The following is a 24,068-nucleotide window of genomic DNA, read 5'->3' as shown; positions in this document are numbered from 1 at the left end:
GCTTGCCTTACGGAGTGCTTCCCTATTTCGCGTCGGCCCAGGTTATGCCGGTGCTGGCTTCGGCGATCAACGGTACGCGGAGGTCTACGACGTGTTCCATGACGTCGCGGACCATGGTGGTTAGGCGCTCGACTTCGTTGACGGGGCACTCAAAGTCCAGTTCGTCGTGTACCTGCAAGATCATGTGGGCGGCAAAACCCTCTTCTTCCAGGCGGCGGCTTACGCGGGCCATGGCGATCTTGATGATGTCGGCGGCGGTGCCCTGCATGGGGTGGTTCATGGCCGTGCGCTCACCAAAGCCGCGGAGCTGTGGGTTTTTGGCCTTGAGCTCGGGAATATGGCGTCTGCGGCCATACATGGTCTCGGCATAGCCCGTCTGCTTGGCTCGCGCCACCACATTGTCGAGGAACGTGCGCACGCCCGGGTAGGCCTCGTAGTAGCGATCGATCATATCGCGCGCCTCGGCCATCGAGATGTGCAGCGACTGCGACAGACCATAGGCCTGCTGACCGTACACGATGCCAAAGTTCACGGCCTTGGCGCGGCTACGCAGGTCGGGTGTCACCTCGGACACCGGCACGCCAAATACGCGCGCGGCCGTCTCGGCATGGAAGTCCTCGCCCTCGTTGAAGGCGCGCACCAGGTGCTCGTCACCCGAAAGATGCGCGAGCAGGCGCAGCTCGATCTGCGAGTAGTCCACCGCCAAAAAGACGCTGCCCTCGCCCGCCGAGAACGCCGTCTTGACGGTACGCCCCAGCTCCGAGCGCGTCGGAATGTTTTGCAGATTGGGGTCGCTCGAAGACAAACGCCCCGTCGCGGTGATGGTCTGGTTGTACGTGGTGTGCACACGCCCGTCACCACGGCGCAGCGGGCCCAGCGTGTCCAGATAGGTCGACTTAATCTTGGACTTCTCACGCCAGTCCAAAATCAGGCGCACGATCTCATGGTCGCGGGCAAGGTCGCTCAGCACCTTGGCGTTGGTCGAATAGTAGCCGCGCTTGGTCTTTTTGAGGCCCTTGGTCGGAAGTCCCATAACATCAAACAGCACGTGCGAGAGTTGCATGGGGCTGCCGATGTTAAAGGTCTCGTCGCCGGCCAGGTCGCGAATGCTGCGCTCGACATCGGCAATCTGGGTCGCCAGGCCCTCGGACAGACTGTGCAGGCGGTCGGGGTCCACGAGCATGCCCGCGCGCTCCATCTTGGCAAGCACCGGCACGAGCGGCATCTCGATCCCATCGAACACGTTGGCGGCGTTCTCGCGGGCCATGCGGTCACGCAGCGGTGCAACCAGCGCCAGCGTCAAGGCCGCCGTGCGAGCGGCGGGCGCAGGAGCGTCCTCGCCAGCACCCTCTGCGCCGCGCGCCGCAGGCAGCGCCATCTGCAGATACGTATCGGCCAGATACACCTCGTCAAACTCGGAGCGGTCGGAATCCAACAGGTAGGCGGCAACAACGGTATCGAAGATGCGCGTGGAATCGACTGCCAGCGGATCCATGAGCTCGAGCTCAGAAGAATCGATGGGCGAAAGCTCATGCAGAAGCGCCTTCATATCCGGGCTCGCCACACGGCCTTCCATAAACAGACGCGCGAGCACGCCGGCAATCACGCCGTGGGCGAAGTTGAAGCCCTCAACCTCAGCCGCCGCACCACTGTCGCCCTCCTCGAGCGCAAACAGGCCCTTGGACGTCGCCAACCACAGCGTGCGCGTCAGCCCAAAGAGCGCGCCCTCTTCCTTGTCATCGTCCACCACGGCGGCGACCCACTCGCCGGCATCAATCACGCGGGAGACCTCAGCCGCAACGGCACCAAGCGCGCCAGCATCGCCGGCGGCTGCGCGCAAAACGGCGGGAATCTCAAACGTGCTGGCAGCTGCCCCGCCCTCGCCGCCGATCAGCGCCAAGAAACGGTTCTGCATGGCGGTGATACCAAGCGTGCCCAGCGCCGCGGAAACCTCATCGGCGGAAAACGCCGGGAAGGACGTCGCCTCAAAATCGAGCTCAACGGGTGCATCGGTGCGGATGGTCGCCACCTTACGGCTCAGCAGCGCGTCGTCGATGTGTGCGCGCAGGTTTTCTCCCATCTTGCCCTTGACCTCGTCAGCATGCGCGATGACCTCGTCAAGGCTGCCGTACTGCGCGATGAGCGCACTCGCCTTTTTGGGGCCGATGCCCGGTACGCCGGGAATGTTGTCCGACGTATCGCCCTTCAGACCGTAAAAATCGGGCACGAGCGCCGGCGTGATGCCGTGATACAGGTCGTCCACGCTCTCGGGCGTCATGATCGCCACGTCGGACAGGCCCTTGCGAGTCGAGACCACGTTGACGTGCTCGGTCACGAGCTGATACATGTCGCGGTCGCCGGTCACCAGCAGCATGTCGCAGCCGGCCTCCTCGCCCAGGCGCGCCATGGTTCCCAGGATATCGTCGCCTTCCCAGCCCTCGGACTGCAAAATGGGCACGTTGAGCGCGGCGAGCAGCTCCTTGATCATGGGGAACTGCGCGTGCAGGTCGGGGTCCATGGGCGGGCGCTGCGCCTTGTACTGCGGCAGCATCTCCATACGCACGCGCGGCTTGCCCTTGTCAAACGCCACGACAACGCCGTCGGGATTAAAGGCATCGATCATCTTGAGGAACATGTTCAGAAAACCAAAGATCGCGTTGGTGGGGCGACCGTCCGGCGCGTTCATGGTCGGCGGCACGGCGTGGAAGGCGCGATGCATGAGCGAGTTGCCGTCGATGACGGCAAAGGTACGGCGCTTTTCAGACATATTGAATACCTCGCTTTGGGCTGGGCACGGTTTGCTCACACCAGTTTACACGCTCCCCGCCCCGCGGCCACCGCACATCAGGCTTCCCTGCCGCCGCGGGCCCGCGCGTGATACGATGGCTCACGGTACATCAACCAGCACGATCGATCCGAAAGGAGCCTGCGTCATGGAGCGTCCCAGCGCATGGAAAAAGTACACGCCACAGCAGATCGAGGAGCTCGAGGAGCTTTGCCGCGGCTATAAGCAGTTTTTGAGTGAGAACAAGACCGAGCGCCTGTGCGTCAAGGCCGGTATCAAGATGGCCGAGGAGGCGGGCTACGTCAATCTGGAGACCGTGATCGCCGAGGGCCGCGCGCTCAAGGCCGGCGACAAGGTGTACGCCGCCAACCACGGCAAGGACCTCATGCTCGTCAACCTGGGCACCGCCCCGCTCGAGCAGGGCTTTAACATCCTGGGCGCCCACGTGGACTCGCCGCGCCTAGACCTCAAGCAGAATCCCGCCTTCGAGGCCGGCGACATGGCCTACCTCGACACGCACTACTATGGCGGCGTCAAGAGCTACCACTGGGTCGCTTCCCCGCTCGCACTCGTGGGCGTCATCTGCAAAAAGGACGGCACCACCGTCGACATCAACATCGGTGACAAGGCCGACGACCCGGTCTTTACCATCTCCGACCTGCTGATCCACCTCTCGAGCGAGCAGATGGCCAAGCCCGCCAAGGACGCCGTCGACGCCGAGATCCTCGACGTGATCGTGGGCGGCCGCCCCGTCAAGTTTGACGAGGACGACAAGGACGCTCCCAAGGAGCCCGTCAAGCAGATGTTCCTGGATATCCTCAAGGAGCAGTACGACGTCGAGGAGGAGGACTTCCTCTCCGCCGAGATCGAGGTCGTGCCCGCCGGCCCCGCCCGTGACATGGGCCTCGACCGCTCCATGATTCTGGGCTATGGCCACGACGACCGTGTCTGCGCCTATCCGTCCATGCTCGCCCAGATCAACGTCGCCAACATGGAGCGCACGAGCATCACACTCATCGTCGACAAGGAGGAGATCGGTTCCGTGGGTGCCACCGGCATGACGAGCCGCTTCTTCGAGAACACCGTCGCCGAGATCATGACGCTCGCCGGCGAGGATAGCCCGCTGGCCCTGCGCCGCGCGCTCGCCCGCAGCCGCATGCTCTCCTCCGACGTGTCCGCCGGCTTCGACCCGGGCTACGCCGGCAAGTTCGAAACCAAGAACGCAGCCTTTATGGGTCGCGGCCTGTGCTTTAACAAGTACACGGGCAGCCGCGGCAAGGGCGGCTCTAACGACGCCGACGCCGAGTATGTGGCCCTCATCCGCGACATCATGGACGAGGCCGGCGTGGACTTCCAGACCTGCGAGCTCGGTCGCGTCAACGCGGGCGGCGGCGGCACCATCGCATACATCATGGCTAAGTACGGCATGAACGTCATCGACTCTGGCGTTGCCGTCCTGTCCATGCACGCCCTGTGGGAGGTCGCTAACAAGGCCGATATCTACGAGGCCTATCGCGGCTACAAGGCCTTCATCGAGCGCGCGTAACCAACCCTTCATCAGTTGCGGTGAAATACAGACTAAACTGGCCCATAAACGGCCAAAACAGACCGTATTCCACCGCAACTTCCTTTTTGGCAGAGGAGAGTCCATGCTGCAGGTCGTCATTTCGCCCGCCAAGCAGATGTGCGCGGCCCAAGATGCTTTTGAAGTCCTGGGCATTCCACCCTTTGCGCGCGAGACGGCTCGCCTCCACCGCGCACTGCTAGATATCGAGCGGAATGAAGGCAGCGACAGCCTGCAGGCGCTATGGAACGTGAGTGACAAACTGCTGGGGCCTTGCCTCAACACCCTGCATGAGTTCGGGCCCATCCTGAAAAACGGCGATCTCGACAATCCCGCACTCGCCTGTCACCTCTCCCCTGCCGTCATGTCCTACCACGGCATTCAATACCAGAGCATGGCGCCCGAGGTGATGGATTCCGCGCAGCTCGCATGGCTGCAAAGCCACCTGTGGATCCTCTCTGGCCTCTACGGGTGCGTTCGCCCCTTTCATGCCGTCGAACCATATCGGCTGGAGATGGGCGCGAAGCTCGCCGTTGACGATGCCCGAGACCTCTATGCGTTTTGGAGCGACAAGCTCGCGCGGGCTATCGCCCCGGCAGGCTCAAACACCACGATCGTCAACCTCGCCAGCGTAGAGTACGCCAAAGCCGTTCTGCCCCATCTCGCGGGCGACGCCACGGTCGTCACGTGTCTCTTTGGCGAAGGCATCCGCAACGGTAAGCCCATCCAGCGCTCGACCGCCAGCAAAAAGGCACGTGGTTCCATGGTGCGCTGGATGGCAGAAAACAAGCTCGAGGATGTAAGCGGGCTCACCGCGTTTGACGTTGGTTATCGTCACTTTCCCGAGCTTTCAAATAAGAACACTTTGGTCTTCCTGAACGAACAGACCTTGTAGGACCACCGCTACTTTTGAATGTGCTGCCTAGGCACGGCGTCTATTCCGCCAAGCCGTCGGCTTTGGCAACTTCGTTTGTCGAGCCATCTTGGTAGGTAATCTTAACGTGCTCTACCTCGGACACCGCAGCACCCGATGGGGGCTCCAAGCGCCATTCCGTCAGCGCGATATCCATAGTCGTAGGCACGTCGCCCTGATTCTTGAGCTTCACCGTCAGCGTTTTGAGCGCCGCATCATACGTCACGCGTTCGATTTCCTCACCAGGAATAGACCCACCGCTCAGCTGAAGCTGGACAAATCCATCGCGCGAATACCAATAGTCGCCCGGCGCGGCAACGGTATTGCCGCCCGTAACCTTCACTGTCATGATCGGCAGGGCATCGTCGGCCTCGAACTCCCATGCTGCGCCGCCGTGACCGCCAAACGTCCAGATACAAAAGGCAATCACCAGCACGGCAAGCACCGCAAAACCAATCGCGACAAGGCCATGGTGCGCACGGCTTTCCTCGGCCGATACATCCCATTGCGTCTCTCGATATAGATGCTTGTCTTCCATGTTCGCCTCCCCACAGGCACGCTCGTTATGCCAATCGTACCCATTCGAGCTATACTTGAGCCCATTACATAAACGGGGAGCTTGCAGGACAAGACGGCAGGCTGAGACTGGGCGCGCCCGCCCTGACCCGCAAACCTGATATGGGTAATGCCAACGAAGGGAGCCGTGCCAATGAGCACACAGACCGAGCCCAAGCTCGTCACGCAAATCGACTTCGCCCGCGCCGGGCAGATCACGCCGCAGATGAAGGAAGTCGCCGAGCGCGAGCATCGCGACCCCGAGTACATCCGCGAGCGCGTGGCCGACGGCCGCATCGCCATTCCCGCCAACATCGTGCATATCAAAAAGGGCATGCGCGCCTTTGGTGTCGGCGAGGGCCTGTCCACCAAGGTCAACGTCAACCTGGGCATCTCGGGCGACAAGGCCGATGCCGCCGAGGAATGGAAGAAGGTCAAGATCGCCGAGGACTTTGGCGCCGACGCCATCATGGACCTTTCCAACTCGGGCAAAACGCGCCAGTTCCGCCAGCAGCTCATCGACGAGACGCCGCTCATGGTGGGCACCGTCCCCATGTACGACGCCATCGGCTACATGGAAAAGCCGCTGGTCAAGCTGACCAAGGACGACCTGTTCGAGGTCGTGCGCGCGCACGCCGAGGATGGCGTGGACTTTATGACCATCCACTGCGGCATCAACAAGTCGGTCACCAAGACCTTTAAGGAGACCGGCCGCCTGATGAACATCGTCAGTCGCGGCGGCTCGCTACTGTTTGGCTGGATGGAGGTCACCGGCAACGAAAACCCCTTCTACGAGTACTTTGACGAGCTGCTCGAGATTTGCCACGAGTACGACGTGACGATTTCGCTCGGCGACTCCTGCCGCCCGGGCTGCCTCTACGACTCCAACGATGCCACCGAGACCGCTGAGATGATCGAGCTGGGCAAGCTGTGCAAGCGCGCTTGGGCCGCCGGCGTCCAGGTCATGGTCGAGGGCCCGGGTCACATGGCGCTCGACGAGATCGCCGCCAACATGAAACTGCAGAAGCGCCTGTGCCACAATGCCCCGTTCTATGTGCTCGGGCCGCTGGTGACCGATATCGGCGTGGGTTACGACCACATCACCGCTGCCATCGGCGGCGCCATCTCCGCCAGCTCCGGTGCCGACTTCCTGTGCTACGTGACGCCGGCCGAGCACCTGTGCCTGCCCAACGCCCAGGACGTGCTCGATGGCCTCATGGCCACTAAGATTGCCGCGCACGCCGCCGATATCGCCAAGAAGGTGCCGCACGCCCGCGACATGGACGACAAGATGGGCCAGGCACGCCGCAAGCTCGACTGGGATGCCATGTGGAAGTGTGCTCTCGACCCGGTCACCGGCAAGAAACGCTACGAAGAATCCCCCGCCGCCACCGAGGGCACCTGCACCATGTGCGGCAAGATGTGCGCCGTCCGCACCGTTAACAAGGTGTTCGAAGGCACGACGATCGACCTCGGCATGGAGGACTAACTCGTCACCGGAGCCACAATCGGTAACATGGTGTTCGTCAATTGTTGACGTGTGAACATTTGCTTACATTTGCGTAAAGATTGCATCGCCCGCCCGGGTTCGACATAGAGTCGGCCCGGGCATCTTTATAATGCTGGCTTAAAGACCCATTTGATTCCGACCGAACAAGGGAGCAAACATGGATCGCAGTAAGGTACCTGCCGTCCTGTCCATCGCAGGATCCGATTCCAGCGGTGGCGCCGGCATTCAGGCCGACATCAAGACCATCACGGCGCACCGCCTGTATGCCGAGACGGCCATCACCGCCATCACCGCACAAAACACGCTCGGTGTCACCGCCGTGCAGAATATCTCCCCTGATATCGTCGCTGCGCAGATCGACGCCGTATTTGACGATATCCGCCCCAGCGCCGTCAAGATCGGCATGGTTTCCTCTGCCGAGATTATCGAGGTTATCGCCGACCGCCTGAGCGCCTGGAACGCGACAAACGTGGTCGTCGACCCCGTCATGGTAGCCACCTCGGGCGCACGGCTGATTGCCGAAGATGCCGCCGAGGCGCTCACCCGCCGCCTGTTCCCGCTGGCGACCGTTATCACGCCCAACATTCCCGAGGCCATGGCCCTGCTTGACTACGAGGTCGACTCCGAGCGCACACAGCAAAATGCTGCCATGCTCCTCACCCGCCGCTTTGGTTGCGCATCCCTCGTTAAGGGTGGGCATCTTGTCAACGAGGCCAACGATGTATTGGCCGAACCCGCGCCACTCGATGACGAGGGCAACCATCTGGGCGATCCGCTCACCACGTGGTTCCGCCACAAGCGCATCGAGACCGACAACACACACGGCACCGGCTGCACGCTTTCGTCCGCCATCGCCTGCGCGCTGGCCCAGGGCATGGATCTTGCCGATGCCGTCAATGCCGGCAAGGCATACCTGACAGGCGCTCTGGCCGCCGGCCTGAACATGGGCAAAGGCTCCGGCCCTGTCAACCACATGTGGCAGTATTAAGATTCGCAGCCCAAAACCGCCGCAAAGGACACCTTTGTGGCGGTTCCTGCATATATCTCGATCTGTAACAGATAGGGATGATTTAGCCGCCCAGATGTTACAGATCGAGACAAACGACCGATATCGACCTAAATAATCTTAATCTGTAACATCTAGCCCGTTTCCGGCCTTGGAACTGTTACAGATCAAGACAAAGCAGCGAAACAAGCCGCCGCAAGGGAAACTTTTGTACCGCTTTGGGTCGCGCTACTCACCGAGCATCTCTTGGAGCTTGGCTGCCACGGCATGTCCCAAGCTCTCGTGGCTTTCGGGCATCATATGCAGATAGTCGATATCGCCCGGCTCGGCAAACTCGGCGGCATTCAAAAAGTCGCAGCCAAACTGCTCGGCCACGTGCGCATAGTACTCGCCAAAATGTTCAGATGCCTCGACGGAACGCTCGTCAAAATCGGTCATATATACATCGGCGATCTGCGGCTTGATCTTGATAGGAGCCATCAGCAGGATGCGCGGGCAAGGCGCAGCGTCGGTCCACGGAAACGCGCGGACGGCGCGAATCAGCGCCATGGCGCCACGGGCGATATCGGAAGCTGTCACGTTAAAGACCGTCTTACAGTCGTTGGTGCCCAGCATGATCACAATGGCGTCCAGCGGCTTATGAGCCTCGAGCAGCATCGGAAGCGCGCGAATGCCGTTGAGGTTAGTGTCCAGATGGCACATGTCGTCGCGTACCGTCGTGCGGCCGTTGAGGCCTTCTTCAATTACATGCCAGCCCTCGCCTAAGTCACGTTGGACCACGCCACACCAGCGCACATCCTGCGCATAGCGCACCGCGGTACCGTCGCGCATGCCCGCCGGATCGTAACCATAGGTGTTGCTGTCACCAAAGCACAGAACGTTTTTCATCGTAAGCTCCCCACTCAATAAAAAGCCGACAGGAGCAGCCTCTCCCGTCGGCTCGGTATATCGCATCACGAGCACCGTTTACAGGTACTTGCGCCAGTCGTCGTCATCCTCGTCATCCTCGGCAGCGGCCTGAGCCTGCTCGGCGGCACGGGCGACTGCGGCGCGGGCGGCAACCTGAGCATAGGACTCCTCGTTTCGCTCGGGGAAGTTTGCCAGCACGTGCTCGAATTTGGCGAAGTCCTCGTCCCAGCGCGTAGAGGGCACGGCAAAGAAGACCTGCTTGACCTTGAAGTCGCCCGATGCGAGCTCCTTGCGGAAGAGCTCGGCCACGGCCTCGGCATCAAAGCCGTTGTTGTCGCAGCCCCATGCGCCCAGCACGAGCTTCTCGCGACCCAACTCGTCGCAGATGGCGAGCACAAAGCGAATGCGGTCGCGCAGGGCATCCAGCAGAGCATCGTCGCTCACGCGATACTCCTGGCGGGCGCGCTTAACGTTGGGCGCGGCGGCCACGATCACGTCGGCGTATGCATGCACGTGGTTGCGGTCGAAGCGCACCGCAGGCACCACTAGGGCACGGTTACGATAGAGCTCGCAGTTGATGTTGCGGCGACGGTTCTCGCCGTACCACTTACGCTGCCTATCGAGAACGTTGTACAGATACGAATCGGCGCACAGCGTGGCCTCCTGGCCCAGATAACCCTGAATATATCCACCGCCCGGATTGGTAAACGAGGCAAAGGCGAGCACGGCCATGTCGCAGAACTGCGCATAGCCGCGACCGTTATCGAGGATTGCCTGCGTGGCGGAGGCATCAAGCACAGTGACCTCGGGCAGGACCGGAGCGGGCTCCTCAGCAGGCGCGGACTCAGCTTCGGCGATTTCCTCGGCAGGCTCCTCGACGGGCTCGGGCGCCGCCTCGGTCTCGGGCGCTGCCTCGACCTCGGCAGTCTCCGCGTTCTCGACGTCCTCGGCGACCTGCTCTTCGGGGGCCACAGCAGTCTGAACCTTGGCCTTCATCGCCGCGACAAAGCCGGCGGGCATGCCGTCAAACTCGCGAACACCAGCAAGCGAACGCTCGATATCCTTGGCGCAGGCCTCGGACACAGTCATCACATGGCGCTCGGCGGCCTTGGCACGGGCCTCGCGCTTGGGATTGGGCTGACCCGCTCGGTTGGACCTGCGGTTACGGTTCCTGTTGTCGACGTCTGCCATACATGGCCACCTTTCCTGTCGCTGCCGCTATCGGCTTTTCCCATCCATGATACCCCGCCGCGCACAAAAAAGACGGCCCCGAAGGACCGCCTTTCGCATCGTTTTACCGTGTCCGGCAGAAAGCATCGCAATGCCGCGCTTTAATCGCGACGGCCGAGGATGTTCAGGATGCGTAGGAACACGTTGATAATGTCCACGAACAGATTGGACGCCATGAGCACCGCATTGGGCAGCGTAGGCGGCACCGTCGTGGCCACATAGGTGTCGTAGCCAATAAAGCCGGCAAACACCACAATCACGATCAGGTCGGTGATGGACTGCGAAACGCCCATGAACATCAGCACGATCTCGACCAGAATCGTGGCAAGCAAGATGCCAAAACCAATGCCATACACACGCTGGAAGAACTTGGGGAAGGTCACGCCCAGCGCACCAAAGACAAAGGTGATGGCGGCCGTGGCGATAAAGGCGGTGTTAATGGTAGGCAGGTCGTAGTTGGCAAGACCAAACGACGCCGTCAGGCCAAAGGTGCTCGCAAAGACCACGTAGCCCACGAGCGACAGGCCCACGGACTGTTTGCTGGCAGCAGCCGACATCATGACCATGCCGACGATGGTCAAAATAAATGAGCCAAAGACCAGCGGCAAAGCGGCGCCGCTCATCATCATGCGCGCAAACGACATGGTGCTCGTAAAGTAAGCACCGGCGCCCATGGCGCAAAAGCCCAAAAAGATCAGAGCAGACATGACAAGATTGTACGCGCGCGGCGACATCTCCTTGGCGCGGCTTGCGCCGGTCTCGATGGGGCCGTTCTGATAGCCCTGGATATCGTTCATACTTCGTCCTTTCAAAAAGCGCCACAACAGCGCCGTAGGTGACAAGATTCCTGCCATTGTACCCGAATGCCGCGCGCTCTTACCTGCGGCGCTCGCCCTCGAGCGTACGATCAAAAGCCCAGACCCACCAACGCATCACGTGCGCCTGCGAGCCGTCCGCCCGCTCACGCGTTTGGTCCTCCAGATACAACTCGGTCGCATGTCCGCCAAAACGTACCTTATAGGTTGCCGTACGAATGCCGTGAACCGTCAGGCCAAACCCGGTGGTCGAGATAATTTCGTCGATCGTAAAACAACGGCCGTCGACCCAGCAGACGGTGACCGGCACGACTTGTCCGCCCGCAAGGATGCGAGCCACGACGTCCACATACTGCTTGTGCACGCGTCGAGTTTTGCCGTCTGTCTGTCGATATTCCATGGCCCCTATTATCGAACGCATGTTTGTATGTTGTAAAGCGAACAGACTGTGGTTTTGGGGTGTTGGGACGCGCGCACGTGTCCTCATGGCGTGTTAGCAAAAAGAACACCCGCGGTCAACAGGGCTAATATTCAATGTTAGTGCCAAAAAATTCACTTCTCCCATCAGAACTCGGTAAAGAAACCCGCAGGAGGTGATACGATTTATCATGTTTTTGTAACGTGTCTGCAAACTTCGAGAAAGCCCATATATGGACGTAACGTTCTCAACCTTCCTCGGCCAGCTTGTGTCGAACCCAGTCCTTGCCGTCACCGTGATCCTCGCGCTCGGCGCCATCTTCGTCAACGGATGGACCGACGCGCCCAACGCCATCGCGACCTGCGTCACCACGCGCTGCATGCCCGCCCGCGCCGCCATCCTCATGAGCGCCGCATTCAACTTCTTGGGCGTGCTCATCATGACGCACTTTAACGCGAGCGTCGCCAACACCATCTCACATATCGTCGACTTTGGCGGAAACAGCACCATGGCACTCGCGTGCCTCTGCGCGGCGCTCTTCTCCATCGTCGTCTACGGCGCCACAGCGTCGCGTTTTGGCATCCCCACCTCGCAAAGCCACAGCCTTATCGCCGGCCTGACCGGTGCTGCCATCGCCCTCGGCGGCGCGAACAGCGTCAACGTCCACGAGTGGATGAAGGTCATCTACGGCCTGGCGCTCTCCATCGGTCTGGGCTTTGTCATGGGCTGGATCCTGTGCAAACTCGTCTCGATTCTTTTCGCCGCCGCCAACAGGCGACGTGCCAATGTCTTCTTTAAATATGCTCAGATTGCGAGTGCCGCGGCCATGAGCTTTATGCACGGCGCGCAGGATGGACAGAAGTTCATCGGCGTGCTCTTTTTAGGTGTCGCCTTCGCCAACGGCCAGACTAGCGTCGGCGACGCCGGCATCCCCATCTGGATCATGCTGCTGTGCTCGGCCACCATGGGCATCGGCACCAGTGTGGGCGGCGAGCGCATCATCAAGTCCGTCGGCCAGAGCATGGTCAAGCTCGAAAAGTACCAGGGCTTCTCCGCCGACCTGGCGGGCGCCGCAAACCTGCTGCTTGCCACCCTTACCGGCATCCCCGTGTCCTCCACGCACATCAAGACCTGCGCCATCATGGGCGTCGGTGCCGTCAAACGCCTCTCGGCCATCAACTTCGGCGTCGTCAAGGACATGATGTTCACCTGGTTCTTCACCTTCCCCGCCTGCGGACTCATCAGCTTTGTCATGGCCAAGCTGTTCATGATGTTCCTCTAGCCACACCGAGCGTCCATCCGGACCGCAAAACTTCGCCCACCCGTCTTCGCCTCGAAAGGACCCACTCATGGCAAAGAAACCCGATTCATTCTACTTTGACAACTACGTCGCCTGCGCCGACCTTGCCGTCCAGGCCGCCGAGCTGCTTACCAAGATTTTCGAGAACTTCGATCCCGCGAAGATTCACGATATGCTCGACAAGATGCACGCGATCGAGCATGCGGCCGACAAGAAGCACCATGAGCTTGAGGACGCCCTGCTCACGGCCTTTATCACCCCGCTTGAGCGCGAGGACCTGGATCTGATGAGCTGCTCGCTCGACACCGTACTCGACCGTATCGAGGGCGTCGTGCAGCGCGTCTACTTCACCAACATCCAGAGCATCCATCCCGACGCCATCGTCATCGCCCACAAGGTGACCGACGCCTGCCGCGCCATGAAGGACCTGATGGTCGAGCTGCCCAACTACCGCAAGTCCAAGACGCTGCGCGAGCTCGTCATCCAGATCAACACCATCGAGTCCGAGGCCGACGAGCTCTATATCAACGCCATGCGTAACCTGCACGTTAACGGCAAGGACCCGCTCGAGGTTATCGCCTGGCGTGACGTGTACGCCTTCCTGGAGTACTGCGCCGACTGCTGCGAGAATGTGGCCGATGTCGTGGATTCGATTGTCATGAAGAACAGTTAATTGGGGGTACGTGTCCCGGCGGCGAAGGGCCGGCCACGGTTTGCTTTCTCACTCCGGCTGCTTTGCAGAGTCGTTCGAAAGTAAACCGTGGCCGGCCCTTCGCCTTACGTACCACCATTGGGAACTTTGGCTGATAGATTTAGCGCGATGGGGGTTTGGCTGAAGGGACCTTTGGTATCCGTTCGGACACTTTGGCCCTTGATGAGCGTTTGGCTGATTGCTGCTTTGGGTACTCTTTGGGTTACTTTTGGTTTGTTTGATTTTTAATTATAGGAGGGCTTGTATGTCTTATTTGGATCTGGCTCGTGGTCGGTATTCTTGTCGTTCTTTTGAGGACCGTTCTGTTGAGCAGGCTGTGGTGGATGCCATTGTTGAGGCTGGGCGCATTGCTCCTTCTGCTTGTAATAATCATCCTTCTCGTGTGATGGTGTTGGATACGCCCGAGCTTCTGGAGAAGGCTGCTGCTTGTCAGCCTCGGTTTGCTCGTGATGGGTCTATCTTTGGCGCTCCGCTCATCTTCCTTATTTGCAGCGTTACCGATGATGCTTGGGTACGCCCGTATGACCAGATGAATTCCAGTGAAATCGATACATCCATCGTGTGTGATCAGATGATGATGGAGGCCACCGAGCAGGGTCTAGGAACGTGCTGGGTGTGCCATTTTAAGCCCGAGCTAGCCCGCGAGCAGTTCAACCTGCCCGAGGGTGTCTATCCCTATCACATGCTCGTCTGTGGCTATCCTGCCGACCACATCGCAGACCCCGAGCATCGCGAGGCCCGCACCATTCCCCTCTCCGACTTCCTCCTCAAGTAGATTTTTGGGACATGCCTTAAAACCTACCCTTGACCGCTCACCCGTTCGCCGAGTTCTGCGCCACTATGTGCAGGGCTCGGTTTTTTATGTTACGCACCCCGGCACAGTCATAAAAAAGGACCCGCAAGCTGCGGGTCCTTTCTAGGCACTAAATTGTAGGCCGAATGTTAGTCCAGGTCGTCGGCGGCAAAGTTGTCGATCGGGGCGAAGGGATCGGCCACGGGGACAACCGGGTCAGCGACGGGCAGCGGCTCGGCGGGAACAGTCACCGCAGGAGAAGCGGCAGAACCGACCGGCGTGGAGGCCATGAGGTCGGCCGGGAAGGAGTTCTGGGCATCGTCCATGAAGTGCTGGATGAGCTTGAGGTACTCGGCCTTGAACTCCTCGCGGGAAGCCTTGAGACGATCGATTTCCTCGAGCTCGGCCTGCTTCTCGGTCAGAGCCTGGCGGATAACCTCGCGTGCCTTAGCGTCAGCCTCGTTGCGGATACGCTCAGCGTTCTCGTTGGCATCGTTGACGATGGTCTCAGCGGTCTGCTGGGCAGCGATCAGGGCAGCGGAAATCTGGCGCTCCTGAGCGGAGAAGTCAGGGGCGGGAGCAGCCACGGGGGCGGCAGGAACGGCTTGGGCGGTGGCATCCTGAGCCTGGGCAAGCTGAGCCTGCGCATCGGCAAGCTGCTGCTCGGTAGCAGTCAGGCGACCCTTAAGGTCGACGATCTTAGCGAGCATAGCGTCAACCTCGGAGGACAGCGTCTCCAAGAAGACGTCGACCTCGGCGGGATCGTAGCCACGCTTGGCCTCAGAGAAAGTCTGAGCCTGGATGTCTGCAGGGGTAATAGCCATAACAAGTCTCCTTTTTCATCGCCTCGGCGCTACACGCCCGACGTAAGTTACTAAGTCAGTTCTATACGAGTATACCTATAAGAAGCTGCAGAACCAGCCTCTGCACCAACTGCAACGCAATAATCGCAACGACCGGCGAAAAATCGATACCGCCCATCGGCGGGATGAAACGACGGAACAGGTTGAGCCACGGACCGCACACGCTATCGAGCACCGCAGCAATATCCTGAAGCAAACCACCCTGCTTCATGGGAATCCACGTCATAAAGCAGTAGACGACAATGAGCGTGGAATAGAAGTTGAACAGCGTGTTGACCAGCTGGACGATAGTGTAGATGTTGATGGGAATCTCCTCGTCTTGTCTTTACTTAAGGTAGCCGTCGGCACGAAGCTTCTTGAGATCGGAATCTTTGACCTCGCAGCCGGCGGGCAGCACCATGAACACGCGGTCGCCCACCTCCTTGACCGTGGCACCCAGACCGCAGGCAAAGCCGTAAGAGAAGTCCAAGACGCGCTTAGCAACTTCGGTGCGTACGCCCACAAAAATCAGTGCGACAGGCTGCTTGGTGCGAACGCGGCGCACCACGGTCTCCACGTCGTCATAGCTCTCGGGGCGCAGGACATAGGCCGGCAGCTGCGGCGTGGCGTTGATGATATTGCTCGCATAGGCCGAGGCATCACTCGGTGCAGGCGCGGGCGCAGCGGCGGCACGGGCGCGGGTGTTCTCGGCGTAGCTCGACGGCGTGTCATAGGCACCAGGACGATAACCGCTCGCAACACTGTCCTGCGAGCGCGAAGGCGGGTTATACGTCGTGGCATGGCGGGAGTCATCGCCGACCAGCTGACCGGAGCGCGTATACACGGCAACCGACTCAGCTTCACCGCGGCGCGTCTGACCAAGCAGGCCGTTGCTCGGCTCGTCTTGGGTGTAGAAGCCCTCGCCCGAAGCACCGCCGTAGCCGTTGCCCTGATAACTATCGTCATAGCCGTCATCGTAGCCGTAGTCGTCGTCCTGGCCATAACCCTGGTCGTAACCCTGCTGGCCGCCCAGGTGCATCTTATTTTTAATCTCGTCAAGGAAGCCCATGGTTGTGTCCTCTCGCGGTTTAGTGCAGGCGCCCCGATAATCAGTGCGCACTTCAGAGCCTTATTTTACTGCAAACTCCGGGCTAAATACTACCCTGCCCAGGCGAACGAGCGTAGAGCCCTCCTCAAGGGCAGGCTCAAAGTCCTCGCTCATGCCGCAGGAAAGCTCAGGCAGGTTCAAATCGGGATGCGCAGCCTCCAGCTCATCCCTCAGCTCACGAAGCCCCGCAAAGGTGCGGCGTGCCACATCCTTATTCCCCCGGGGCGCCATAGTCATAAGCCCCTGTACGCAAATTCCCTCAAGTTCCGCAAGCTCACCCGCGGCGGCGCGAATCTCATCGGGCGAAAAGCCTCCCTTCGACTCCTCACCACTCACATTGACCTCGATGAGCACACGCTGGGGGCCGGCGAGCTCGCCTGCCTCAATCTTGCGGACAGCACGGCTCGAGATCGCCTGTGCCAGATGCAGCGAACCCACCGAGTGAATCAGCTCGGCTGAGCCCAGCACCGCATTGATCTTATTGGTCTGCAGGTTGCCGATCATATCGAAGCGCACCTCGGACAGCTCCGGATGCTCCGCCAGACCCGTGAGCTTGCGAACCAGCTCCTGCGGGCGGTTCTCGGCAAAATGGCTATACCCCGCCTGGATGGCAGCAACAGTCTCATCGACACCAACGGTCTTGGACACGGCAATGAGGCGCGCGGCGTCGTGGGGGCGGCCCGCGCGATCGAGCGCCGCATAAAAACGTTCCAGAATCTGCTCGCGGCGAGCGCGCATCAAATCCAAATAGTTATCCATTGCCAATCGCCTCCGCTGACAGCCAAACAAGTAGTCCCATGCTAACGCAAGAGCGCGGCCCCGCATGTGCAAGGCCGCGCTCACTTAGGTATTTACAATCTTTCGACGAACGGGGCTACTTACTCCTCGTCGTCCTCGCCATCGTCCTCGTCCTCAAGATGATCGAGCAGGTAGCGAAGACCCTCGCTGACCTCGTTGGCGGGCACCTTGGCAACGTAGCGCGCGTCGACGGCGGGCCTCATGATAACACCCTCGCCCGAAGGCACGCGCATGCTCTCGAGCTCATCCTCGTCCACACGGGCGATATCGCCGGCGTTCATACGCTGACCAGTCAACAGGAAGGTCAGACGGCAAGCGGCATCGATGGAAATGGAAGCGATGCGATCGAGGTAGCGCGAAACCATGATGGCGCGGCGCAGGTCGTCATAGTTGCTGTCGTCGTCCATAAAGTCGCCCGTATCCATACGGTTAAAGGTGCGGAAGAACTTCTCGTAGGCGGCGTGCACTGGCTCGTCCTCGACGGCCAGGTTGCAGATGATGGACATGTCATTGGTGACGAGCGCAGAAAGCGAAGAGCCCAGCACCTGGTAAACAGCTTCGGCCTCGGCCTCAACCGTACCGACGAGCTCCTGGGGCAGCGAGATGTCGGCCTTGATCATATGACGCGTGGCACGGCAGATCTGACGGACCTTATCGGTCATGCGCTGCAGGTTAAAGTCGACGTAGATGATCGTCTGAAGCAGGCGGAAGTCGGAGGCGACCGGTGACTGCGTGGCGATCAGGTTGTAGCAGACGGCCTCCAGGTTGGCGCAGCGCGCGTCAATCGAAAGCGTACGTTTCTTGGTCTTGGTGGCGAGCTTGCGGTCGTCGGTCACATAGGCCTTCACGGCATCGTGGAGAGCCAGATCGACGGCCTCATAGATGCTCAGCATCTCGTGACGGGCCTCGACGAGCTGACGGGAAAACAGTTTGCGCATGGTTCACTCCAATCAGTTGGGTGCGGTCATGCAGCCCGCACAGTGAATACGCACCGGACCAGGTCCGATCGGCTTGGGACTAGTCGCACCGATCAGCCAAAGCGGCCGGTGATATAGTCTTCCGTCCGCGAGTCCACCGGGCTGGTGAAGATCGCGTCGGTTTGACCATACTCGATGAGCGTGGCGGGCTCGCCGGCAACTTCCTGCAAGAAGAATGCGGTGTAGTCGCTGATACGAGCTGCCTGCTGCATTGAATGCGTGACGATGATGATCGTCATCTCGGGCGCCAGCTCGGCCATCAGATCCTCGACCTTAGAGACGGACGTGGGGTCGATGGCGGAGCAGGGCTCGTCCATCAGAAGGACATCGGGTTGCACCGCAAGCACGCGCGCGATGCACAGACGCTGCTGCTGACCGCCCGAGAGCGCCAAACCATCCTTGTTGAGCTGATTGGATACCTCTTTCCAGAGGTTGGCGCGCTTGAGCGATTCTTCCACGATGTCATCGAGGTCGCTTTTGCTAGTCACGCCCTGCAGACGAGGGCCAAAGGCGACATTCTCGTAGATGGATTTGGGAAACGGGTTGGGCTGCTGAAAAATCATGCCCACGCGGCGACGGAGGTCGACCGGGTCGACGCCCTCGGCATAGATATCGTTGCCGTCGAGCGTCATGGTGCCCTCGACGCGCGTACCCTCGATAAGATCATTCATGCGGTTGATGCAGCGCAAAAACGTCGACTTACCGCAGCCCGAAGGGCCAATGAAGGAGGTGATGGCGTTTTTAGCGATGTTGAGGTCGAGCCCCGTCAGCGCATGAAAGTCACCGTACCAAAAGTTGAAATCCTTGGCCGTAATGGCCGCTTGCTCCAGCGTGGGAGCGGACTGATAAACGGACATGGGACTCCTTAACTAGCGACGCTTGCGCGACAGGAAGCGCGCAAACAGGTTGAAGGCCAGAATGATCACCATCAGCAAGAGCGCGGTGCCGTAGGCTGCGTTCATGTTGATGCCGTCGTTGGCAAGCAGGTACAGGTGAACGGTCATGGGGCGGCCGGAATCGAGCGGCGAGATAGGTAGATTGATGGCCTGGCCCATGGTGTAGAGCACCACGGCGGTCTCGCCAATGGCACGGCCGATGGCAAGGACAATGCCCGTGGCAATACGGCCAAAGGCAGAAGGAAGCACAATCTTGGAGACAACCTGCCACTTGGTGGCGCCCAGGCCGTACGCGCCCCAACGGATATAGCGCGGGACGGCGCGAATGGCCTCTTCGGTGGTGCGCATGACGATGGGAAGCATCAAGAGCGCGAGCGCCAGAGCGGCCGAGACCATCGAAAGGCCCAGGCCCATGGCCTCGACAAACAAGGCGTAGCCAAACAGGCCCATAACGATGGAGGGCACCGAGGCCAAAGCGTCAGCAGCGTAGCGAATGAGCTCGACGATCTTGCCCTGCTTGGCGTACTCGGCCAGATAGACGGCTGCCAGCACAGCGATCGGCGTGCAGATAAGCATGGCGAGCGCCGTCACATAGACGGTCGAGACGATCGTGGGCCAAATACCGCCCTCGGCGTTGACGCCCTGGGGCCAACCGAAGATAAAGTCGAGCGAGATGTGTGGCAGGCCGTTGATGACCACGTAGGCGATGATAGCGACCAGCACCAGCGTGGTGATGTATGCCGCGGCACGGAACACGCCAAGCATGATCTTGTTGGACAGGTCCTTGTTGATGCGGCCCTTCTTGCCGTGGGAAAGGGCACGCTTGATGCGCTCGCGCGACGAGGTCGTATCGACCGTCGTGTCAACGGAATCGGACATAGCCTACCCCCTCTTCTTCTTGGAAACCAGGCGGACGATGCCCACCAGCGTGGCGGAAATGATAAACAGGACCACGCCCATGCCGAACAGCGCCGAGCGATGCAGACCCGAGGAATAGCTCATGTCGAGCGCAATCTGGCTCGTGAGCGTCGAGATGGGGCTCGCAATGCTGTCGGGAATAACCGGGGCGTTACCCACGACCATGAGCACGGCCATGGTCTCGCCGATGGCACGGCCCATACCCAGCACGATGGCATCCACGATACCCAGCTTGGCGGCAGGTAACACGACCTTATAGATAGTCTGCCACTTGGTGGCGCCCATGGCATACGATGCCTCGCGAATGCCCATGGGAATGGAATTGAGAGCATCGATGGTAAGCGTCGTGATGGTGGGCACGATCATAATGGCGAGCACGAACCACGCCGTCAGCGCGCCAAAACCAAGACCGCCGGTCAGTTGTGCGATAAACGGGCGGATGATGATCATGCCAAAGAAGCCATAGATGATAGAAGGGATGCCGGCCAACAGGTCAACGGCAGGGCTGATGAGCTTGCGCACGCGCTTGCTGGCGATCTCGACCAGATACACGGCCGTGCCCACGCCTAGGGGCACACCCATGGCGAGCGCGCCGACGGTCACCAGACCCGAGCCGGCAAGCAGCGACACGATGCCGTAGTGACCCTCAGAGGGCGCCCACGTAAAGCTAAAGAAGTCCGCCAGACCGATGTCGGTAAAGACGGGCAGCGCCGAGTACGTGGTAAAGACAAAAATCAGGATGACGGTAACAACCGCCAAGAACGCGCAGGCAAAGAAGATCCGCTGCAGCGCCTTCTCCTTGATATAGGTGCTGCGCGATACGAGCGCCAGCTCGCGCTTCTTGGGCGCCTGACCATTCTGCTCAGTCTGGGAGTTTTCCTGTGCTTCCATGCTACTCACTCCCCTTCTCGTCGTTGGTGACGGGGATAAAGCCCGCCTCGCGAATCTGCTTGTCCATCTTTTCGGACGTCACATAGTCGATGTAATCCTGCGCCTGCTGCGAAGGCGCACCCTTCACAAAGAAGTAAAGGTCGCGTGAGATGGGATAGCCGCCGCTCGCGACCGTCTTCTCGGACGCCTCAACATGATTGACCGAGACGGCCTTGACCGAGGTCTTGGCGTTGAGGCTATCGACGAAGCCCAGCGAAATGTAGCCAATGGCACCGTGCGAACGAGATACCACGTCGCGCACCTGGCCCGTGCCCGAAAGAACGGCCGAGCGGCGATCGAACGGGGTGCCGTCCATCACGATGGTGCGGAATGCTTCACGCGTGCCGGATGCCTCGTCTCGGTTGATGACCTGAATCTTCAGGTCCTCGCCACCGACCTCTTTCCAATTAGTAATCTTGCCGGCATAGATATCGCGGAGCTGCTCGGTCGAGAGGTTATCGACCGGGTTATCGTCGTTCACGATGACCGCGATACCGTCGTGGGCAATGACGATGGGAGTCAGGCCCAGATCCTGTTCGTCGGCATTGAGTCCACGGGAGGAGCTGGCGATATCGGCCGTGCCAGCGCTGACGGCTTCGATGCCAGCGGAAGAGCCCAAACCGGAAACGAGCACGTCGATGCCGGTCTCCTCCTTAAAGCCCTCTGCCGCAATTTCGGCGATAGGAAGGCAGGTCGTGGAGCCGGCCACGGTAATGGAAGAGGTAGAAGATCCCGAAGAACAGGCGCACAGCGTAAGCGTAAGCACAGCGGCGCTCAGGACCGATACGATCTTTCTCATAGCATCACGCCGATCGCAGCATGGCGCCCACAGGTGCCGTCCTCGTTACGGTAGGAATAAAAGCGGTCGTTCTGGCGCACAGTCGAAAGCTGGGTATCCACGATATTATCCGCGTCCACACCGGCATCTACCAGCGCCTCACAAATGGCAGCGGAAAGATCGAGCATGCGAGAGGCACTCGCATCGATGCAAGAGAACTCGACGGCAAAGCGATCCATGAGTTCCTGGGATACCTCATATTCGTCAGCCAAGATATGGGGGCCGATATAGGCGGAAACGTCGCTCGCATCGCAGCCGGCAGCATCGCAAAGCGCCTGGCACGCCTTGGCAGAAATACGTGCAATCGTGCCCTTCCAACCGGAGTGCACCACGGCAAATCCGCCAGGGGCCACCAGCACCACGGGAACGCAGTCGGCAAAGCAGAGCAGCACGGGCACGTCATGGGCCGTACAGACGATGGCATCGCAGCCCTCGGCAATCTGCTCGCGAACAGCCTCAAGATCGTCGGCGCCGTTCGAAGTCACCGTAACGATATGGTCACCATGTACCTGATTGGGCACGAGCAGATTATGCTCGCACTCAGTGGCGCCCATAGCTTCGAGCGCTCGACGACGATTTTCTTGAACAGCAAAGGGGTCATCGCCTACATGCGAGCCCAGGTTGAGCGAGGAGTACGCATCTTCAGAAACGCCACCGGTGCGCTCGGTAAAGGCAAAGCGGACATCGGATGTCGCGCCCTCCACCAACGTAACTCCATCATGGTCGACACGCGAAACGTTGTCCGCACGTGCTGCCATACTAAAGCCTCCTAATAACACAAGTACCGCGGCGTCGCCGCGCAGTCCGCGTTTATACGGCTGTCATACTTCCTTAAAAGGATACCCGCAGCGGTAGGGACCAAACGTAAAGGGAACGTAAGGAGATTGAAGGCTTTCGTTTACAAACGAGAAACAAAACGGGGTGCATCCAAATGGACACACCCCGTGCAGGTCGTTGAGAAAAACGAACTAGAAGCTACCGCGCTTCAGGAAGTCGGGAAGCTCGAACTGGTCGTTGCCAAAGTTGGGCAGCTCGGTACCACCGACGTTGCGGGTCGGAGCGGCCTGAGCCGGGCTGGCAGCCGGAGCGGTGCGCTGCGGCTCAGCGGAGGCAGCGGCCTTGCTCTGAGACTGCTGAGCAGCAAAGAGCTCATCCTGACGGTTGACGTTGGAGTCGGAGAAGCCCGTAGCGATAACGGTGATGCGCACCTGGTCGCCCAGGGACTCGTCAACAACGGTACCGAAGATGATGTTGGCCTCAGGGTCGACGGCATTGGCGACAACGTCGGCGGCGTCGCTGATCTCCTGGATGCCCAGATCCTTGGAGCCGGCGATGGAAAGCAGGACGCGCGTGGCGCCATCGATGGAGCTCTCGAGCAGCGGACTGGAGATAGCCTGCTGGGCAGCGTCGACGGCACGGGTGTCCCCAGAAGCGGTACCGATACCCATCATGGCGGTACCAGCCTGCTTCATGATGGTCTTAACATCGGCGAAGTCCAGGTTGATGATACCCGGGACGGTGATGAGGTCGGTGATGCCCTGGGTGCCCTGGGAAAGGACGCCATCGGCAATCGCGAACGCCTCGAGCATCGTGGTCTTCTTCTCGGCGATGTCGAGCAGCTTGTCGTTAGGGATAACGATCATGGTGTCGACGCAATCGGAGAGGGTCTTGATGCCCTCCTCGGCGCTCTTCTTGCGCTTGCGGCCCTCGAAGGTGAAGGGCTTGGTCACGACGGCGACGGTCAGCGCGCCGACCTCGTTCATCGCGATATCGGCAACGATGGGAGCGGCGCCGGTACCGGTGCCACCGCCCTCGCCGCAGGTGATGAACACCATGTCGGCGCCAGCGAGCGCCTCGGCGATATCGTCGCGGGACTCATCGGCAGCCTTGCGGCCAACCTCGGGGTTGGCGCCGGCGCCCAGGCCGCGGGTAAGGTCGGTGCCGATGTGCACCTTGATATCGGCATCAGAGATCGCGAGCGCCTGAGCATCGGTGTTGATGGCAACAAACTCGACGCCGCGGATGCCCTCTTCGATCATTCGATTGACCGCGTTGGTACCGCCGCCGCCGACGCCGACCACCTTAATGACGGCAAGGTAGTTGTTGATCTCTGTCTCGTGCATGTCGGTCCTCCGAACAAAGGTTATAGCCATAGCATGGGTTGACCCCTGCGCACATTAACCTTCAGGTTGAAAGTAAATGCAAAGGTAAACCGTATTATGTTTGCACATTATGAACGTATCAGTCAAAT

The 24,068-nt window shown here is 60.2% G+C and carries 24 protein-coding genes and 1 riboswitch; of the genes, 7 read left to right on the top strand and 17 right to left on the bottom strand.

Features of this window, described 5'->3' with window-relative positions; all coding sequences use genetic code 11:
- Positions 1-22: 22 nt before the first annotated feature.
- Complete coding sequence (gene polA / locus DWV43_RS03275) at positions 23-2,767, bottom strand: DNA polymerase I (protein ID WP_117817065.1); 2,745 nt, start codon at positions 2,765-2,767, stop codon at positions 23-25.
- Positions 2,768-2,933: 166 nt separating this feature from the next.
- Between polA and DWV43_RS03270 the strand changes: the two genes are divergently transcribed.
- Positions 2,934-4,331: an aminopeptidase gene (locus DWV43_RS03270; protein ID WP_117817064.1), complete on the top strand. Its 1,398-nt coding sequence runs from the start codon at positions 2,934-2,936 to the stop codon at positions 4,329-4,331.
- 103 nt (positions 4,332-4,434) lie between these two features.
- Complete coding sequence (locus DWV43_RS03265; protein WP_117817063.1) at positions 4,435-5,244, top strand: YaaA family protein; 810 nt, start codon at positions 4,435-4,437, stop codon at positions 5,242-5,244.
- Positions 5,245-5,284: 40 nt separating this feature from the next.
- Here DWV43_RS03265 and DWV43_RS03260 read toward each other — a convergent pair whose 3' ends face one another.
- The gene (locus DWV43_RS03260) at positions 5,285-5,800 is read right to left on the bottom strand and encodes a hypothetical protein (RefSeq protein WP_117779345.1); all 516 of its coding nucleotides are present in this window, start codon (positions 5,798-5,800) and stop codon (positions 5,285-5,287) included.
- Between the two features lie 63 nt (positions 5,801-5,863).
- Positions 5,864-5,979: riboswitch (TPP riboswitch) on the top strand.
- Here DWV43_RS03260 and thiC point away from each other — a divergent pair.
- Together thiC and thiD are read left to right on the top strand one after the other, a co-directional pair.
- Complete coding sequence (gene thiC, locus DWV43_RS03255) at positions 5,972-7,306, top strand: phosphomethylpyrimidine synthase ThiC (RefSeq protein WP_099431544.1); 1,335 nt, start codon at positions 5,972-5,974, stop codon at positions 7,304-7,306. It overlaps the preceding riboswitch by 8 nt.
- 178 nt (positions 7,307-7,484) lie before the next feature.
- Positions 7,485-8,315 (top strand): bifunctional hydroxymethylpyrimidine kinase/phosphomethylpyrimidine kinase, encoded by an 831-nt coding sequence (thiD, locus tag DWV43_RS03250; protein ID WP_117800350.1) that lies wholly within the window; start codon positions 7,485-7,487, stop codon positions 8,313-8,315.
- A 246-nt stretch (positions 8,316-8,561) separates the two neighbouring features.
- Here thiD and DWV43_RS03245 read toward each other — a convergent pair whose 3' ends face one another.
- The 4 genes from DWV43_RS03245 to DWV43_RS03230 form a co-directional block, all read right to left on the bottom strand.
- The gene (locus DWV43_RS03245) at positions 8,562-9,221 is read right to left on the bottom strand and encodes an SGNH/GDSL hydrolase family protein (RefSeq protein WP_117584214.1); all 660 of its coding nucleotides are present in this window, start codon (positions 9,219-9,221) and stop codon (positions 8,562-8,564) included.
- A gap of 78 nt (positions 9,222-9,299) precedes the next feature.
- Entirely contained in the window at positions 9,300-10,433 is a 1,134-nt protein-coding gene (locus tag DWV43_RS03240) for a TIGR02452 family protein (RefSeq protein ID WP_117817062.1), read from the bottom strand.
- 140 nt (positions 10,434-10,573) lie between these two features.
- Entirely contained in the window at positions 10,574-11,269 is a 696-nt protein-coding gene (locus tag DWV43_RS03235) for a Bax inhibitor-1 family protein (RefSeq protein WP_117757011.1), read from the bottom strand.
- A gap of 79 nt (positions 11,270-11,348) precedes the next feature.
- Positions 11,349-11,687 carry a hypothetical protein gene (locus DWV43_RS03230; RefSeq protein WP_147346257.1) on the bottom strand — a complete coding sequence of 113 codons (339 nt, stop codon included), beginning with the start codon at positions 11,685-11,687 and terminating at the stop codon, positions 11,349-11,351.
- A 250-nt stretch (positions 11,688-11,937) separates the two neighbouring features.
- Here DWV43_RS03230 and DWV43_RS03225 point away from each other — a divergent pair, with 250 nt between their 5' ends.
- From DWV43_RS03225 to DWV43_RS03215, 3 genes are all read left to right on the top strand, one after another.
- On the top strand, positions 11,938-12,987 hold the full coding sequence (locus tag DWV43_RS03225) for an inorganic phosphate transporter (RefSeq protein ID WP_117786663.1): 1,050 nt from the start codon (positions 11,938-11,940) through the stop codon (positions 12,985-12,987).
- A gap of 67 nt (positions 12,988-13,054) precedes the next feature.
- Positions 13,055-13,678: a DUF47 domain-containing protein gene (locus DWV43_RS03220; protein ID WP_055251695.1), complete on the top strand. Its 624-nt coding sequence runs from the start codon at positions 13,055-13,057 to the stop codon at positions 13,676-13,678.
- A 283-nt stretch (positions 13,679-13,961) separates the two neighbouring features.
- The gene (locus tag DWV43_RS03215; RefSeq protein WP_117817060.1) at positions 13,962-14,492 is read left to right on the top strand and encodes a nitroreductase family protein; all 531 of its coding nucleotides are present in this window, start codon (positions 13,962-13,964) and stop codon (positions 14,490-14,492) included.
- A gap of 167 nt (positions 14,493-14,659) precedes the next feature.
- Here the strand turns inward: DWV43_RS03215 and DWV43_RS03210 are convergent, their stop codons facing one another.
- The 11 genes from DWV43_RS03210 to ftsZ form a co-directional block, all read right to left on the bottom strand.
- On the bottom strand, positions 14,660-15,334 hold the full coding sequence (locus tag DWV43_RS03210; RefSeq protein ID WP_006234242.1) for a DivIVA domain-containing protein: 675 nt from the start codon (positions 15,332-15,334) through the stop codon (positions 14,660-14,662).
- A 61-nt stretch (positions 15,335-15,395) separates the two neighbouring features.
- Positions 15,396-15,641, bottom strand: a complete 246-nt coding sequence (locus DWV43_RS03205) for a YggT family protein (RefSeq protein WP_227790178.1) — start codon at positions 15,639-15,641, stop codon at positions 15,396-15,398.
- A 57-nt stretch (positions 15,642-15,698) separates the two neighbouring features.
- The gene (locus tag DWV43_RS03200; protein WP_089571591.1) at positions 15,699-16,421 is read right to left on the bottom strand and encodes a cell division protein SepF; all 723 of its coding nucleotides are present in this window, start codon (positions 16,419-16,421) and stop codon (positions 15,699-15,701) included.
- A 60-nt stretch (positions 16,422-16,481) separates the two neighbouring features.
- Entirely contained in the window at positions 16,482-17,219 is a 738-nt protein-coding gene (locus DWV43_RS03195; protein ID WP_117817059.1) for a YggS family pyridoxal phosphate-dependent enzyme, read from the bottom strand.
- 119 nt (positions 17,220-17,338) lie between these two features.
- Positions 17,339-18,196, bottom strand: a complete 858-nt coding sequence (locus tag DWV43_RS03190) for a PhoU domain-containing protein (protein ID WP_117817058.1) — start codon at positions 18,194-18,196, stop codon at positions 17,339-17,341.
- 92 nt (positions 18,197-18,288) lie between these two features.
- On the bottom strand, positions 18,289-19,092 hold the full coding sequence (pstB, locus tag DWV43_RS03185) for a phosphate ABC transporter ATP-binding protein PstB (protein WP_089571588.1): 804 nt from the start codon (positions 19,090-19,092) through the stop codon (positions 18,289-18,291).
- A gap of 12 nt (positions 19,093-19,104) precedes the next feature.
- Positions 19,105-20,010 carry a phosphate ABC transporter permease PstA gene (pstA, locus tag DWV43_RS03180; RefSeq protein WP_055251684.1) on the bottom strand — a complete coding sequence of 302 codons (906 nt, stop codon included), beginning with the start codon at positions 20,008-20,010 and terminating at the stop codon, positions 19,105-19,107.
- 3 nt (positions 20,011-20,013) lie between these two features.
- Positions 20,014-20,940, bottom strand: coding sequence for a phosphate ABC transporter permease subunit PstC (gene pstC / locus DWV43_RS03175; RefSeq protein ID WP_117817057.1), 927 nt, complete (start codon positions 20,938-20,940; stop codon positions 20,014-20,016).
- 1 nt (position 20,941) lies between these two features.
- The gene (locus DWV43_RS03170) at positions 20,942-21,778 is read right to left on the bottom strand and encodes a phosphate ABC transporter substrate-binding protein (RefSeq protein WP_117564651.1); all 837 of its coding nucleotides are present in this window, start codon (positions 21,776-21,778) and stop codon (positions 20,942-20,944) included.
- Positions 21,775-22,575 (bottom strand): polyphenol oxidase family protein, encoded by an 801-nt coding sequence (locus DWV43_RS03165; RefSeq protein ID WP_089571585.1) that lies wholly within the window; start codon positions 22,573-22,575, stop codon positions 21,775-21,777. The genes DWV43_RS03170 and DWV43_RS03165 overlap by 4 nt, the downstream gene beginning before the upstream one ends.
- Before the next feature lie 210 nt (positions 22,576-22,785).
- Positions 22,786-23,940 (bottom strand): cell division protein FtsZ, encoded by a 1,155-nt coding sequence (ftsZ, locus tag DWV43_RS03160; RefSeq protein ID WP_117647221.1) that lies wholly within the window; start codon positions 23,938-23,940, stop codon positions 22,786-22,788.
- Between the last annotated feature and the right edge of the window lie 128 nt (positions 23,941-24,068).

This window comes from Collinsella sp. AF05-9 (assembly GCF_003465595.1).
Taxonomy (GTDB): domain Bacteria; phylum Actinomycetota; class Coriobacteriia; order Coriobacteriales; family Coriobacteriaceae; genus Collinsella.
This window is presented reverse-complemented; position numbering and strand designations above follow the sequence as displayed.